11 protein-coding genes are annotated in these 15546 nt (G+C 67.0%); 4 read left to right on the top strand and 7 right to left on the bottom strand.

Annotated features, from left to right (window positions below; translation table 11 throughout):
• Positions 1-2 precede the first annotated feature (2 nt).
• The 6 genes from FCU40_RS04140 to FCU40_RS04115 form a co-directional block, all read right to left on the bottom strand.
• Positions 3-1130, bottom strand: a complete 1128-nt coding sequence (locus tag FCU40_RS04140) for a DegT/DnrJ/EryC1/StrS family aminotransferase (protein ID WP_168073078.1) — start codon at positions 1128-1130, stop codon at positions 3-5.
• Entirely contained in the window at positions 1127-1774 is a 648-nt protein-coding gene (locus FCU40_RS04135) for an acetyltransferase (RefSeq protein WP_168073077.1), read from the bottom strand. The genes FCU40_RS04140 and FCU40_RS04135 overlap by 4 nt, the downstream gene beginning before the upstream one ends.
• Positions 1774-2751 carry a GDP-mannose 4,6-dehydratase gene (gene gmd, locus FCU40_RS04130; RefSeq protein ID WP_004623982.1) on the bottom strand — a complete coding sequence of 326 codons (978 nt, stop codon included), beginning with the start codon at positions 2749-2751 and terminating at the stop codon, positions 1774-1776. The genes FCU40_RS04135 and gmd overlap by 1 nt, the downstream gene beginning before the upstream one ends.
• Positions 2752-2889: 138 nt before the next feature.
• Positions 2890-4200 (bottom strand): HlyD family type I secretion periplasmic adaptor subunit, encoded by a 1311-nt coding sequence (locus FCU40_RS04125; protein ID WP_168073076.1) that lies wholly within the window; start codon positions 4198-4200, stop codon positions 2890-2892.
• 70 nt (positions 4201-4270) lie between these two features.
• Positions 4271-6004: a type I secretion system permease/ATPase gene (locus tag FCU40_RS04120; RefSeq protein WP_168073074.1), complete on the bottom strand. Its 1734-nt coding sequence runs from the start codon at positions 6002-6004 to the stop codon at positions 4271-4273.
• Positions 6005-6261: 257 nt separating this feature from the next.
• The gene (locus FCU40_RS04115) at positions 6262-9153 is read right to left on the bottom strand and encodes an S-layer family protein (protein WP_168073072.1); all 2892 of its coding nucleotides are present in this window, start codon (positions 9151-9153) and stop codon (positions 6262-6264) included.
• A gap of 263 nt (positions 9154-9416) precedes the next feature.
• Here FCU40_RS04115 and FCU40_RS04110 point away from each other — a divergent pair, with 263 nt between their 5' ends.
• The 4 genes from FCU40_RS04110 (at position 9417) to FCU40_RS04095 (ending at position 14048) form a co-directional block, all read left to right on the top strand.
• On the top strand, positions 9417-9716 hold the full coding sequence (locus FCU40_RS04110; RefSeq protein WP_004624362.1) for a helix-turn-helix transcriptional regulator: 300 nt from the start codon (positions 9417-9419) through the stop codon (positions 9714-9716).
• A gap of 66 nt (positions 9717-9782) precedes the next feature.
• Complete coding sequence (locus tag FCU40_RS04105; protein WP_168073071.1) at positions 9783-11354, top strand: hypothetical protein; 1572 nt, start codon at positions 9783-9785, stop codon at positions 11352-11354.
• 82 nt (positions 11355-11436) lie between these two features.
• The gene (locus FCU40_RS04100; RefSeq protein WP_168073070.1) at positions 11437-12732 is read left to right on the top strand and encodes an FkbM family methyltransferase; all 1296 of its coding nucleotides are present in this window, start codon (positions 11437-11439) and stop codon (positions 12730-12732) included.
• Positions 12733-12743: 11 nt separating this feature from the next.
• The gene (locus FCU40_RS04095; RefSeq protein ID WP_168073069.1) at positions 12744-14048 is read left to right on the top strand and encodes a glycosyltransferase family 4 protein; all 1305 of its coding nucleotides are present in this window, start codon (positions 12744-12746) and stop codon (positions 14046-14048) included.
• On the opposite strand, the gene FCU40_RS04090 is transcribed toward FCU40_RS04095, so the two are convergent.
• The gene (locus FCU40_RS04090) at positions 14045-15541 is read right to left on the bottom strand and encodes a tryptophan halogenase family protein (protein WP_168073068.1); all 1497 of its coding nucleotides are present in this window, start codon (positions 15539-15541) and stop codon (positions 14045-14047) included. The two genes, FCU40_RS04095 and FCU40_RS04090, sit on opposite strands and share 4 nt — an antisense overlap.
• Positions 15542-15546: the final 5 nt, after the last annotated feature.

Genomic DNA, 15546 nt, shown 5'->3' with positions numbered 1-15546 from the left:
GGCTAGACCAGCACCTGGTCGAGCGCGGCGACGACGCGGTCGATGTCGGCTTCGGTGAGGCCCGCGTGGGTCGGCAGGTTCAGGCCGTCCGCGCCGCAGGCCTCGGCCTGGGCCAGGTCGCCCGTCGCGAGGTGGGCGTAGGGCGGCATGACGTGCATCGGATAGAAGACCGGCCGGCTCTCGATGCCCAGGGCGTCCAGATCCTTGATCACCTGATCGCGCGAGGTCGACAGGCCCTCGCCCAGACGCACGGTGTACATCCAGAAAACGTGACGGCCGGTCGGCGCGACATAGGGCTTGATCACCCGGTTGCCCAGGCGCGACAGCTTCTCGTCGTACCAGGCCACCACCCGCTCGCGAGCGTCCAGGTGCGCGTCGACGCGCTCCAGCTGCGCCAGGCCGATCGCGGCCTGGATGTTGGTCATGCGGTAATTATAGCCGACGACCGGGAACCAGTAGCGGCGGTTCAGGTCCATGCCCTGGCCGCGCAGCAGGCGCATCTTGGTCGCCAGCGCGTCGTCGTCCGTCGTGATCATCCCGCCCTCGCCGGTGGTGATGATCTTGTTGCCGAAGAAGCTGAAGGTCGCGCAGGTTCCGAGCGCCCCCGACTTCTTGCCCTTGTAGGTCGCGCCGACCGCCTCGGCCGCGTCCTCGATCACCAGCAGGTTATGCTTCTTGGCGATCTCCAGGATCGGGTCCATGTCGCAGATCTGGCCATAGAGGTGCACCGGCATGATCGCCTTGGTGCGCGGCGTGATCAGGGCCTCCAGCTTGGCCGGGTCGAGATTGAAGGTGCGCGGATCGTTGTCGATCAGCACCGGCGTCGCGCCGCAGTAGGTCACCGCGTTGGCCGAGGCGATATAGGTCAGGCTGGGCACGATCACCTCGTCGCCCGGACCGATGTCCAGCGCGACCAGGGCCAGGTGCAGGGCCGTGGTGCCGTTGTTGCAGGCGATGGCGTGCTTGACGCCACAATAGGCGGCGAACGCCTTCTCGAACTCGGAGATGAACCGGCCGACCGAGGAAATCCAGGTCGTGTCCATGCACTCCAGAACGTACTCGCGTTCCTTGCCGTCCAGCCGCGGGGCGGCGACGGAAATCCTGGGCAGGGTGTTGGCCGGGCTGCTCATCGCCGGTCTCCTTTGATCTTGGCCGGAACGCCGATCGCCAGGACGCCGTCCGGGAGGTCGCGCGCCACGACGCCGCCGGCCCCGACGATCGTATCCGTTCCGATGCTCACGCCTGGGATCGCCCGCGCGCCGACGCCGAGGAAGGCGCGCTCTCCCATGGTCACGGTCCCCGCCAAGGCCGAGGCCGGCCCCAGGTGGCAGGCCGCGCCCAGCACGCAGTCGTGGTCCACGACCGCGCCGGTATTGACGATGGCCAGGTCGCCGACGCGGCTGTCGGCGTTGATCGCGACGCCGGCCATGATGGCGACGCCCTCGCCGATCGTCGCGGTCGGCGAGATCACGGCCGACGGGTGGATGGCGTTGACCAGCGAAAAGCCCATGTCGCACCCCTTGCGGCCCAGGATCTGGCGCAGGCGGTTATCGCCGATGGCCACGAAGAGCTTCGAAAGCCCCCGCCCCTTCAGCTCGGCCAGCTTCGCATCGTCGCCGACCACCGGAACCCCCAACACGGCGCGCGGCGTCGGATCGGCGTCGACGATCGCCGCCACGGTCTGGCCCGAGGCCCGCAGGCTCTCGATGACCACCTTGGCGTGACCGCCGCCGCCGATAATGACGACGCCCCCAATGTCGAGGGTCGGGCCCATCAGTTGCGCGACCGCCGGACGATGTCGGCCTCGACCATCTCGGCGATCATGTCCTGCATGGTCGTCTTGGGCTCCCAGCCCAGCTTGGCCTTGGCCTTCGACGGATCGCCCAGCAGCAGGTCCACCTCGGCCGGACGCAGGAACTTGGGATTGATCGTCACGTGGTCCTGATAGTTCAGGCCGACGCTGGCGAAGGCCGTCTCGCACATCTCGCGCACGGTCCAGGTCTTGCCGGTGGCGACCACATAGTCGTCCGGCGTTTCCTGCTGCAGCATCAGCCACATGGCCTCGACATAGTCGCGCGCGTGGCCCCAGTCGCGCTTGGCGTCCAGATTGCCCAGCTCGACGGTCTTTTGCTGGCCCAGCTTGATGGCCGCCACGGCGTCGGTGACCTTGCGGGTCACGAACTCGATGCCGCGCAGCGGGCTTTCGTGGTTGAACAGGATGCCAGCCGAGGCGTGCAGGCCAAAGCTCTCGCGATAGTTCACCGTCATCCAGTGACCATAGAGCTTGGCCACCGCATAGGGCGAGCGCGGATAGAACGGGGTGGTCTCCGACTGGATCGGATGCTGCACCAGACCGTACATCTCCGACGACGAGGCTTGGTAGAAGCGGGCCTGCGGGCACTCCATCCGCAGCGCTTCTAGCATGTTGGTCACGCCCAGGCCCGTGGCCGACCCGGTCAGGTGCGGCTGATCCCAAGAGGCGCCGACGAAGCTCTGGGCGGCGAGGTTGTAGATTTCGTCCGGCTGGACCCGGCGCATCAGGCGCGACAGGCCGCCCTCGTCCAGCAGGTCGCCCAGCTCGAACTGGATGTCGTCATAGACGCCGATCCAGCGCAGGCGATCGCCGATCACGTCGGCCGAGGCCGAGCGCCGCAGCATCCCGTGGACCGTGTAGCCCTTCTCCAGCAAGAGCTTGGCCAGATAGGCGCCGTCCTGTCCGGTGATGCCGGTGATCAAGGCCGTCTTCGTCATGCGCCGTCGCCGACTCCAGTAAGAATGAAGGTGTTTGACTACACTATTGGAGCCGATTGGAAAGCGGCGTCGGCGACATTTCGGCCGCCAGACGCCTCAATCCGAAAAGCTTGGGAAATCAGGCCCTTGAACTGGGCCCTATTCCTCCCGCATCGTGGTGCGTAGCGTTTCGCGCAGCGGCTGGAACAGGTACTGCAGCACCGTTCGCTCGCCGGTCGGCACGACCACCTGGGCCGGCATCCCGGCGGTGACCTTGCTGCGGAACTCGGGCGGCAGCTGCTTGAGGTCCACCCGGACGATGCCCAGGAAGTACGAGGTCTTGCCTTCCGCATCGACGATGCGGTCGCGCGAGATCGACTGGATCTTGCCGTTCAGGATCGGGATCTTGCGCGAGTGGAAGGCTGGCAGGCGCACCTCGGTCGTCATGCCCGCGTGCACGTTGTCGACATCGGTCGGCTGGAAGTGGGCCTGGATCACGAAGGCTTCGTCGTCGGGCGCGATGTCGACCATCGGCTCGGCGGCGCGCACCACGGCCCCTTCGGTGAAGAAGTGCAGATTCTGGGCCGTGCCGCTGACCGGTGAGACGATATTGATGCGGCGCTGCTGGTCGGAGGCCACGACCTCCTTCTCGGTCACCTCGGCCAGCTTCACCCGGGTTTCGGTCAGGGCCTGGCTGACGTCCTGGAAGAACTGCTGCTTGATCTGGCGGATCTTCAGCTGGGTCTCGGACATGCCCTGCACGGCCTTGGCGCGGTCGGCGGACAGGCGGCCGATCGAACCCGACAGGTTGGCCTGTTCGCGCTCCAGCGCCAGCAGACGCGGCCTCGGAACCAGGCCCTTATCGTAGATCTTCTTCAGATCGCTCAGCTCGTCATTGATATAGCCAAGCTGATCCTTCAGGCCCTGGTTTTGGCGGTCGATACCATCGACCTCGCTCTGATACTGATCACGCTGGGCGTTCATCAGGTCCACCTGGCCCTGAATGGTCTGCCGCCGTTCGGCAAACTGAGCCTGCTCGTCGGCTATGGCGCGCGCGACCATGGGGTCCGCCCGCTGGCTGGTCAGCTCGGTGGGGAAGCTAATGGTCGGCCGCTGATCGCGCTCGGCGATCAGACGAGCTTCCATGGCCTTCAGGGCGACGTACTGGTTCTTGGTGATGCCCGCGGCGGCGTTGGCCTGGGTGGGGTCCAGTTCGAACAGGATCTGTCCGGCCTTCACCTTGTCGCCCTCGTGCACGAGGATCTTGCGGAGCATTCCGCCTTCCAGGTGCTGGATCGTCTTGCGGTTGCCCTCGGCCGAGACGACCCCGGGCGCCACGACCGCGCTGTCCAGCGGCGCGAACGCCGCCCAGCCGAGCAGACCCACGAACGTGAAGGCGATAATGCCGTAGCCGATCTTGGCCACGCCATTGTAGTTGTCCGTCGGACGCTTGATCGAAGGGGGCTTCATCTTGTCTTGAGCCTGATGGACCCGCCCATCGGGCGGTGTCTTGCAAAGGATTGGGGCGAGCGGCGGTCGGTCAGTGGGCGCGCAGCGGCGGCGCGGCCGGCGCGGGCGGCGGTTGCTGCGGCGCGGCCCCCGTCAGCTTGGCCAGCATCGGGTCGCGTTCGCCGAAGTCGGCGATCACACCCTGATTGATCACCATGATGTAGTCGGCCTGGGCCAGCAAGTTCACCTTGTGCGTCGCGAAGATCACGGTGCGACGAGCGGCCTTGAGGCGATTCATGGCCTCCATCAGCGCCGTTTCGCCGACCTGATCCAGGCTGGCGTTCGGCTCGTCCAGAACCAGCAGCGCCGGCATCTTGTAGACCGCGCGAGCCAGGGCCAGGCGCTGGCGCTGGCCGCCGGACAGCGACGCGCCGCCCTCGCCGATCACGGTGTCGTAGCCTTGCGGCAGACCCTGGATCATCTCGTGAACCCCGGCCAGGGTGGCGGCCTCGATCACGTCCTGCGCCTCGAACTCGGTGAAGCGCGCGATGTTCTGGGCGATGGTGCCGCCGAACAGCTCGATGTCCTGAGGCAGGTAGCCGATGTGGCGCCCCAGCTTCTCGGGGTCCCACTGTTTGATGTCGTAGCCATCGAGGCGGATCACGCCGGCCGCGCACGGCCAGACGCCGACGATGCCGCGCAGCAGCGAGGACTTGCCCGCCGCGCTGGGGCCGACCAGAGCGATGGACGCGCCGGCCTCGATGCGGAAGCTGGCCTGGCGCATGGTCGGGGCCTGAGCGCCTGGCGGCAGAATCGACGCCGCCTCGGCCGAAAGCACGCCGCGCGGCTCGGGCAGTTGCATATGGTCCGACAGATCGGGCGTCTCGCGCAGCATCGCCTGCAGGCGATCCCACGAGCCGCGCGCGCCCAGGAGGGTCTTCCATTGGCCCACGGCGCCTTCGATCGGGGCCAGGGCGCGGCCGACCAGAATCGAGCCGGCGATCATCGAGCCCGCCGAGATCTTGCCGTGGATGGCCAGATAGGCGCCACCGCCCAGGATCAAGGTCTGGACGATGTTGCGGAACACCTTGATGCCGGACATCACCGCGCCGCCGGCGTCGCTGGCGGCGGCCTGCCAGGCCACCTGCTCGTCGCGGCGACCACGCCAGCGCCGCTGCAACCCGCCCCACATGCCCATGGCCTTCATGACCTCGGCGTTGCGAAGGGTCGAGCTGGCGTCGTTCTGAGCGGCGATCGAGGCCATGGTCGCCATCTGGATCGGGTTCTTGGTGGCGCCGTCGTTCATGACAGCCAGGCCGAAGATGACGATGCAGCTGATGATGGCCAGGATCCCGAAAAAGGGGTGCAGGATCCAGGACACGATGATGAACACCGGCGTCCAAGGCGCGTCGCAGAAGGCGATCAAGCCGCCGGTCATGAACTCGCGCACCGCGTCCATGTCGCGGAACGCCTGGGCGCCCGCGCCACGGCGGTTCAGGGTGGAGTCCAGCACCGCCTTGAAGATCGGATCGCGGGCCACGCTGTCGAACTTGAGCCCGCCGCGCACCAGCACCTGGGTCCGCAGCGCTTCCAGCAGGCCATAGACCAGGAACAGGAACACGCAGATCAGCGTCAGCACGACCAGGGTCGAGACGTTGCGGCTGGACAGCACGCGGTCATAGACCTGCAGCATGTACAGCGGGCTGACCAGCGCCAGGATGTTGATGAAGAAGCTGAACACCATGGCGGTGATCACCGCCGGCCGGGCGACCAGAACGGCCTGGTCGAGGATGGTCGGCTTGGCGCCGGTGCGAGTGAAGAACATTTCGAGCCTTCAGGGCGCGGCGGCGTGCCGGCGCGGTTTGTACAGTAACAACTTAAGTGGCGTCTCGACCACGAAATTGTGGCGAAAAAGCAGCGCGCCACTCGTATGCGCTAGACCACAGGACTAGCCCGGACGCAAGCCATCCAGGTCTCGCCGATGAACCCAAGAAAAATGCCGCCCCGACAAGTCGAGGCGGCATCTTACTAGTCAGAATACCCCGGCCGCCTCTCGCGAAAAGAGACGACCGGAGATATTTTTTAGATCGAGAAGACGTGGCCGACGCTGAACGTGCCGCCCGTCAGGTCGATCGTGCCCGAGAGCTTCACGACTTGGTCGACGCCGTTTTGGAACGTCGTCGCCGAGCTGTTGTCGACCACGATGTAGGTGTCGCCGTTGTAGACGAACCACTTTTCGACCGAGGTGCCGTTGTTACCAGCGCCCGAGCCCGGGACCGTCGAGGCGGTCGCCGCGTTCAGGTAGTCGGCGAAAGCGGCGGTGTTGGCCAGGGCGACCTTGTCAGCGGCAACGAAGGTGTAGGCAGCGGCGGTGTTGCCGGCGGCGAACAGGGCGTTGGCGTTGATCACGTCACCGGCGACCGAACCAGCGGTCTTCGTGAAGTCCGTGATGGTGGCATAGGTGTTGCCGTTCGCGTTCGCCGCCAGGACGAACGTGTCCGAACCCGCGCCGCCGGTCAGGGTCGAGAGACCCGCGGCCGTCTGGATGGTGTCGGCCTTGGCGCCACCGATGATGGTGTCGCTGGTGCCCGCGCCGATCAGCGAGTTAGCGGCCGTGGCCGAACCCGTGATCGAAGCGCCCGCGCCCGTGAAGGTCGAGGAATAGCTCAGGCCGCCGGTGTTGGCGCTGGCGTCCACCACCTTCAGAGCGGTGTTGCCAGCGTCGCTCGTCAGGCTCACGGCGGCCGAACCGGTCACCACCAGCTTGGTGGCGGCGGCGTCGATCAGCGTGAGGGTGTGCGTGTGAGCATTACCCGTCGGGTCGGTGTTCGCGGCGTTGACCGTCACCGTTTCCACACCCTGAACGGTCAGCGTACCAGCGTTGAGGTTCGCGGCGTTGGTGGTGTTCAGGGTGAAGGCGTCGCTGGTGCCCGAGGCGTCAGCCAGGGTGACCGTGGTGGTGGCGCCCGGAGCGGCCGAGATCGTCAGACCGGCGCCAGCGGCGACGCCCGTGAACGTCACGTTACCGGCGACGTTGTTGGCGATCGACAGGCCGGTGAAGCCCGTCGCGTTGTACGAACCGGTCGCGGCGGTGCCCAGACCCAGGGTTTCGAAGCCCGTGATGTTCGAGTTCAGCGACGGGTTCGAGAACGTGCCGGCGGCGACGTTCAGAACCAGGGTGTCGGCGCCCGTGCCGCCGGCGATCGCCTTGGTCGGAGCAGCCGAGATCGTCACGGTGTCGTTGCCAGCGCCGCCCGCGAAGGCCGTGTTGGTCGCATCGATCGTAACGTTCACGCCCTTGGTGTTGCCGGTGGCATCGACCGAGGTCAGCGTACCGCCGAGAGCCGAGACGTCGGCCGTGACAGCCGAAGCGCCGGTCAGGGCGAGGGTCTTGATGGCCGACAGGTTGTTGGCGACCAGCGTGGTCGTCGTCGAAGCATTGACCGTCACGGCGGTAGCCGTAGCGGCCGACAGAGCGACGGTGCTAGCCGACGAACCCGAGGTGTTCACCGTCACCGAACCAGCGTTGGCGTCTTGGATCACGCCGCCCGTGACCTTGCTCACATTCAGCGTCAGCGCGTGAGCGGTGGTCGTGTTGGTGATCGTCAGGTTCTGGTTGGTGCTGCCGTAGGAGACGGTGGCGACGCCCTTGCCGGTCACGGTAGCAGCGCCGGTGTTGCCGCTGATCGAGACGTTGGTCAGCGTGCTACCCACGCCGCCCGAAGCGCCCGAGTTGTCGTTGATCACAACGCCCAAACCGCCCGAGACCGTAGCCGACGAGAACGCGTTGGCGCCGGCGTTGCCGATGGTCACATTGCCGCCAGTGCCGTTCGTGATCGTGACAGCACCGCCACCGCCGTTTACGGTGAGGTTTTGGTTCGCCGTGTTCGACACCGTCACCGAGGTCGACGTGCCAGCCTTGATCGTTTGCGCAGCGGCGGCGTTTTGCAGGGCGAACGTGGCCGTGGCCAGACCCGACCAGCTCGAGACGTCGACCGAGCCAGCAAGCAGACCCGTCGTCGAGGTCAGCTGCAGGTTTTGGATATTCTTGACCGTCAGCAGGCCCAAATTCAGGTTAGCGCCGCCGACGTCGCCCAGCTTCAGGGTGTTGTTACCGGCGCCGCCGTCGATCGTGTCGAGACCCGTGACGGTGGTGTCGGTGCCCGTGAAGGTGTCGTCGCCCGAGGTGCCGACCAGGGTGTCGATGCCGGTGGTCAGGGCGAAGGTTTGGCCACCGCCGTTGCTTTGGCCGTAGGCGGTCAGCAGGTTGATGCCGGCGCTGTTGTTGGCCACCAGGTGACCGTCGTCAGCCAGATCCTTCACCAGGTTGGTTTCCGCGGCGGCGTAGGAACCGATGCCGGCGCCGTTGTTGTAGCTGGTGGCGGCGAACAGGATTTCACCGACGATCGCGGCCTTGACGGCCAGCGACAGGTCAGCGGCGGCGATACCCGGAACGTTCGCTTGGATGAAGGCGGTGTAGTAGTTGACCGAAGCGGTGCTGCTCAGGTAGGCGACGGCGTTGGCGACGTTGATGCCAGCGGCGGCGGCGGCCGAGTTGCCGATGATCACGTTGTAGGCGGCGGCGGTCGCGTCGCCGATCGAAAGAGCGCCGTAGTTGCTCGCGAACGAGGTCTTGGCGCTGGACAGGGCCAGCGAAACCGATTGAGCGATGAAACGGTTTTCGCCGTTCAGGCTGGCTTGAGCGCCCGTGCCGACATAGGCGGCGTTCAGGTAGGCCAGACCCGCTTCGCTCGGCGCGACGCCGGTGAAGAACTGGTAGGCGCCGACGCTGACGGCGACGGTCGAGTCCGAAGCCAGGTCGACGGTTTGCGACAGAGCTTGGTCGTTGGTCAGCGAGCCAGCGGCGTTCTGGTTGGCGATCGCCTGCAGGGTCAGAGTTTGAGCCGAGGTCGGCCCGGTGCCGGCGTTGGCGTTCGTGAAGAACGTCGTCAGCTGCGAAACGTTATAAGCCATTTGGCTTGTCTCCCAAAAAAATCCCACACCCCCCTGCGACCGAACGGCGCGCATGGGAGCAGCGATGGCTATAGAGCAAACGTCATACGTCCACAATAGGTGAATTTGAGGGGTACAGCATTTTTCTAACCGGTACAGCAAATTCCTATGTCGCGTTCCTTGAACCCCTCCCCGCGAAGGGGTATATGTGCGACGTTCCGCTGGGCGTATCGAGCGAGCGCGCGCCCGCGCTCCCGGCGTCGGCGGACGCGAGGCTTTATAGTATGTATGGCAACCCACAACGCCGCAGCGCCTCGGAGGTTCAAGACCTCCGCCGCGAAGGCGGCCGATGGCTGAAGGAAATGCGCGAGGCCGTCGGTCTCTCGCAGCGACAGCTCGCCGCGAAGGTCGGCGCCGACTACTACACCTTCATCTCGCAGCTGGAGACCGGCCGGGGTCGTATTCCGCCCGATCGCTATCGGGACTGGGCGCGCGCTCTGGAAGTGTCGGAAAAGACGTTCGTGCGCGAGTTGCTGCGCTTCTACGATCCGATCACCTACGATATCCTGTTCAGCGAAGAGTAGTTGGTTTAGGGTGGTGGCGCCGGTGGGGGCCGGCAGTCGCTCCAGACGCGGGGAAACGTCCGTCGCATGGCCGCTCAGGTCCTTTCATTCTTTCAGCGTTCGCCGCGTTACGCGCCCGCTCCCGCGGATTGGAGCCAGCAGGAGCTGGCCGAATTCTACCGTGTCGAAAGCGCGCTGATCCGGGCCGGCATTCGCGTCGGAACCGACCGGGGCCTCAGCGACGAGAAGGACCCCTGGTTCGTCTTCTATCGCACCGACGACGGCGAGGTGGTGATCCACTTCGCGCGTATCGATGGCGAGTACCTGATCGCCGGTCCCGCCTACGAAGAGATTGCGCGCGGCTTCGATTTCTCGGCGCTGGTCCGCAACATGGTCGCGAGCCACCCGATGGTGCGGCGCTCGCAAAGCAACGACAATATCTCGATCCACCCCGCCGCACTGCTGGTCGCCGTGGTCGGCACGGCTTTCTTCAAGACCGGCGAGGCGCGCGCGGCCGAGACCGGCGCGAGCCAAGCGCCGCAAAAGCCCGCCGCTGGGCGCCCGGCCCTCCTGTCGTCCAGCTCCGCCTCGGCGCTGAAGAACGGCGTCGCGCCGATGGCGGCCGCCAATCAGCCGGCCAGCGACTCGGTTCAGCTGCCGGCCAACCAGGCGGTGCTGATCCTGGCGGCCGCTCTATTGGCCTCTGACTATGGCGTCAGCCCCGCCAGCGTCGACCCCGTCGCCCATTCGGCGATCACGGCGGCGGCGGCGGCCCTGGATTTCGGCGGCGCGCCGCCCGCGAACACCTCAAGCGAGAACAGCCCGCCGCTGAACGGCTCCGCCCATGCGGTCGCGTTCGACAACTCACCAGAGCATATGGTGTCGTCCACACTGGCGCTTGTTGCTCTGCTAAGCGCGCGTCCAGTTCTCGATGTCGCCGCTTCGCATGACGACGTTCAGCCGCTCGCCAGCGTCATTCATCAAGAGTTGGCGACCTTCAGCCCCGTCGCGCGCCTGCCCACCGACCCGGCCAATTGGTCGCTGGACCTGCGCCTGATCCCCGGCGCCCTGCCAACGGTCGAGGCCGTGCAGCTGGTGCGGGGCATCGTCGGCGACATCAACGCGCAGAAGATCTCGGTCATCGAGGTGAGCCAGTTGCCTGACGTGCTGGCAGACCTTATCGCGCGCGGCGGTCACTATACGACGGCGCCGGCCCCCGCGCAGGGGCAAACGGTCACGGCCGATCCAGTTCCCACCTCCTCCGCCCATGACGGCGAGCCCCATGATCCTGGCGCGACGAGCGTCGCGGCTCCGGACACCGGCAGCGTCGCCAAGCCCGCAACGGTCGGATCGACGGACATCGTCGCCTCCAAGCCAGGCTTGACATCCGCGCCGGCGTCCGCGCCCGCGCCCGCGCCCGCGCCGGTTTATGCCTCGGTGGATCTGGCCAAGCAGTTCGTGGACTACTTCGTCAGCCATACCGATCACATCAGCATCATGATGCAAGGTCAGAAGGTGGTCATGTACGACGAGCGCGTGTTGCACGACGCGACCTCGGTCGATCACGTGACCAGCATCAATTTCGACTTCATCGACGGCAGCGCGATCAGCCTCATCGGCGCGCAATCGGCCTTCCTGCACGGCGGGAATCTGGTCTAGACCGGGCGTCGGGCGCCTGAAGCACCCGACGTAACCGGATCGAAAGAGCGCGCCCCTCGGGGCGCGGTCGGGAAGGACTATTTTGAGACCCGCACGCTTGGACTTGGCGATCGCTTCCGCCATGCGCGTTCCCGGCGTCGCGCCGGTCGTCGAGGCCGCACCGCCCTCCCCGCCCCCGTCTTCGCCGCCGCCTCGCCGCCGTTTCGCGCTGGCCCGCCGCCTATTGGCGCCGGTGCTTTCGCCGGTGGCGCACTATGTCCGCCGCTATCTCCAGGCCACCGTCGAGCACGAGCTTCGCCAGACCCAGGCCCACCTGGGCGCGCTGGCCGGCGAGCTGGCGTCGGTTCAAACCCGCCTGGACCACACGCAGGGCCTGCTGCAGCAGTCGCACGCGCTGCTGCATCAGGTCATCGGCCGACACGACCAGGACGCCGCGGCGATGCGCGCGCTTTCAGCGCATCTGGCGCGCCTGGAATCGCCTCTGGCGCGCATCGAGACCCGGGGCGTCGATCTTTCGGACAATCTGGCCCGCCTGCCGGGCCTGTTCGGCCCGCGCTTCGACGAGCTTGAGATCAAGCTGCGGCCGCTGATCGCCTATGACGACGAGTCGATGGCCATCCGGATGCGCGACGGCTACGTGCTGGCGCCGCGCGCCCTGCCGACCTTCGTGACCATGCTGGCCAACGCCACCAGCAAGGGTCTCGAGCCCGGCACCAGCGACGTGCTGCGCCGCCTCGTCCAGCCCGGCATGACCGTCGCCGACGTCGGCGCCAATATCGGCCTGCTGACCCTGGTTCTGGCCTGGGCGGCCGGACCGACGGGCAAGGTCTTCGCCTTCGAGCCCGAGGGCGTGCCGCGCGCCAATCTCGAGAAGATGAAGCACCTGAACGGCCTGGCCTGGGTCGAGGTGCGCGACCAGGCGGTGGGCGAGAAGCCGGGCCGCCTGACCTTCCACGTCAGCGACATCATCGGCCACAGCTCGCTCTACGCCCTGCCCGACGCGGAAGAGGCCCACACGGTCGAGGTCGAGGTGGTGCGTCTCGACGACATCGCTCCGGCCAAGCGCATGGACGTGGTCAAGATCGACGTCGAAGGCGCGGAGCTGGATGTCCTGGCGGGCATGAAGGGCCTGATCGCCAAGAACCCGGACCTGGCCATCGTCGCCGAGTTCGGCCCCGAGCACCTGAAGCGCGTCGGCCAGACCCCCGTTCAGTGGTTCAAGGCCTTCGCCGACGCCGGCTTCAAGGCCTATCTCATCGACGAGGCGACCGGCGCGGCCGAGCCGACCAACGCCAAGACCGCCGCCAAGGTGGTCTCGGCCAACATCGCCTTCGTGCGGGCCGGCGGCGACGCCGAACGCCGCCTGTTGCGGCGCTAGGACGTAAGACGATGAGAATCTGCTGGGTCACGCCGCTTTCGCTGCGTTCCTCGATCGGTCGGGTCAGCGCCGGGGTCACGCGGGAGTTGGCCGCGCGCGGTCACGCCGTCCAGATCCTGCGTTGCGAGGATCAGGACGACGCCGCCGAGGCGCTGCACGCGACCGCCCTGCCCGTCCACCACTGGCGAAGCTATGACCTCTCGCGCTTGCGGACCGAGTTCGACGTCGTGGTGGTCAATATCGGCGACAACTACCTCTTTCACGGCGGGGTCTTCGCGATCCTGGACGCCGCGCCGTGCCTGGGGATCTTCCACGACTTCTATCTCTACAACCTGTTCTCGGGCTGGCTCTATTACAACGGCCTCGACTATCGGCGGCATGACGCCGAGATCGTCGCGACCTATGGCCCGGAGGCGGAGACGCACGCGGTCGCCGTGCGCTCGGGCCAGATGCCGGACATGGGCGAGATCGCCCGCCACGTGCCGATGACCGAATGGCTGGCCGCGCGCTGCGAAGCCGCCTTGGCCCATGCCAACTTCTACGCCGCGCGCCTGGAAGCCGCCTGTCCGGGGCCCGTCGAGGTGACGCCTCTGTGCTGCCCCGACCGCGCGACCCCGCCGGGGCCACCCAAGGCCAAGGGCCCGCTGACCGTGACCACGGTTGGGGTGATGAATCCCAACAAGCGGGTCGCCGACGTGATCCGCGCCCTGGGCGGGTCGGAAACCCTGAAGGCCTGCGTCTACCGCCTGGTCGGCCCGATCCTGGACGAGGAGCGCGCCCGGCTGGAGGCCGTCGCCGCCGAGGTCGGCTTCGAGAACCTGGTCATCGAGGGCCCGGTCGACGACAAGACCCTGGACCAGCGCCTCGACGAGGCCGACATCATCTGCGCCCTGCGCAAGCCGGTGTTGGAAGGCGCCTCGGGGTCGGCCTGCGAGGGGATGCTCAGCGGCCGACCGACCATCGTGCCCCGCGCCGGCTTCTACGGCGAACTGCCCGACGACTTGGTCTTCAAGATCGACGGCGAGATCGTGATCGACGAACTCCGCGCCGTGCTCGAGCGCCTGGTCGGCGACCAGACCTTGCGGCGCGAGACCGGCAAGGTCGCTCGCGCCTGGGCGCTGAAGACCCTGAACGCCGCGCGCTACGCCGAGACCATCGAGCGGCTGGCGGAGGTCCAGATCACCAGCCGCCCTCTACTTGCGGTCGGCCGACGGATCGGCGGAGAGCTGAACGCCATGGGCCTGTCCGCCGGCGACCCGGCCGCCAGCCGCATCGGCGCGACCTTGCAAAAGCTGTTCGCGCCGCTCGAGGGTTAAGCGCTCTTGCTCAGCGGCGCGCAGTAGTCGTCGAGGAAGGCCTGGTGCGGCGGCAGCCGGGCCACCGCCCTGGCGATATTGGCCTTCAGGTCGTCCAGCGCCTGCTTTAGCTGAGCCGGCGGCATCAACCGCCCCATGCCATGATGACCGCGCGGCTCCAGCCGCTGGCCCAGCATGACCTGCAGCCAGGAGTCGACCTGGAACAGCTCGCCCGGCGCCTGGAACAGGTGGCCGCTTTCGCGGAACAGGGCGATGCGCTGGGCCAAGCTGTCGGGGATCTCCATCTCGCGCACGCGGTCCCAGAACGGGCTGTCGGTCCGTTCGGTCAGCTTGTAGTGCAGGATGATGAAATCGCGGATCTTCTCCAGCTCGTCGTCGGCCAGGCGATTGTAGCGCTCGACCACGGCGGGGCTGATCCCGTCGAACGGGAACAGCTGCATCAGCCGGCTGATCCCGATCATGATCATGTGGATCGAGGTGGACTCCAGAGGCTCGACGAAGCCGCTGGCCAGACCCAGCGCTACGACGTTCCGATCCCAGGTCTTGCGCCGCTTGCCGGTGCGGTAGCGGATCAAGCGCGGCGGGATCAGGGTCTCACCCTCGATCTCGGCCGCCAGCATCGCCTGGGCCTCGTCGTCGCTCATGTGGTCGCTGCAATAGACCAGGCCGTTGCCAACGCGGTGCTGCAACGGGATCTTCCAGCGCCAGCCTGCCCGGTGCGCGATGGCGCGGGTGTAGGGAACGGCGGGGCCGGTCGAGCGAGTCTGGACGGCCAGGGCGCTGTTGGTTGGCAGCCAATGGCTCCAATCCTCGTATCCGGCCTTCAAGGTCTGCTCGATCAGCAGACCCCGGAAGCCGGTGCAATCGATGAAGAGATCGCCCTCGACGACGGCGCCGGACTCCATGACCAGCGCCTCGAGATGGCCATCGGCGCCGCGCTGGCGAACGCTGGCGATCTTACCTTCGACACGGCGCGCGCCGGCCGCCTCGGCCATGCGACGCAGGAACTGGCCATAGAGGCCGGCGTCCAGGTGGTAGGCGTAGTTCAGCCGGGGGTCGTCGCCGGCGGAAAACCGTTCCTGCTCGGCCGCCCGCAGCTCCAGGCAGTAGTCCCCCAGATCGCCGCCAAAGCCCCCCGCCCGCGCCTCGAGCCAGAAGTGATGGAAGCCGCCCATCCAGGTGGATTTGCCGACCTGGCCGAACGAGTGGATGTAGCGATCGCCGACCTGGCCCCAGTTTTCGAACAGGATGCCCAGCTTGAAGGTGGCCTGGGTGGCGCGCATGAACGCCGCCTCGTCGATCCCCAGCAGGGCGTTGAAGGTGCGCGCCGTGGGAATGGTCGACTCCCCGACGCCGACCGTGCCGATGTCCTCGGACTCGACCAGGGTGATGTCCAGCAAAGGGCCGAGCTGGCGTGACAGAGCGGCGGCGGCCATCCAGCCGGCCGTGCCGCCGCCGGCGATCACCACCTTGCGAACGGGCGGCTGATTCATGGCGT

Origin of the sequence: Caulobacter sp. SSI4214 (genome assembly GCF_012184455.1) — a bacterium.
GTDB lineage: Bacteria > Pseudomonadota > Alphaproteobacteria > Caulobacterales > Caulobacteraceae > Caulobacter > Caulobacter vibrioides_E.
Note: the sequence above shows the minus strand (reverse complement) of the source record. Positions and strands in the feature narration are given on the sequence as shown.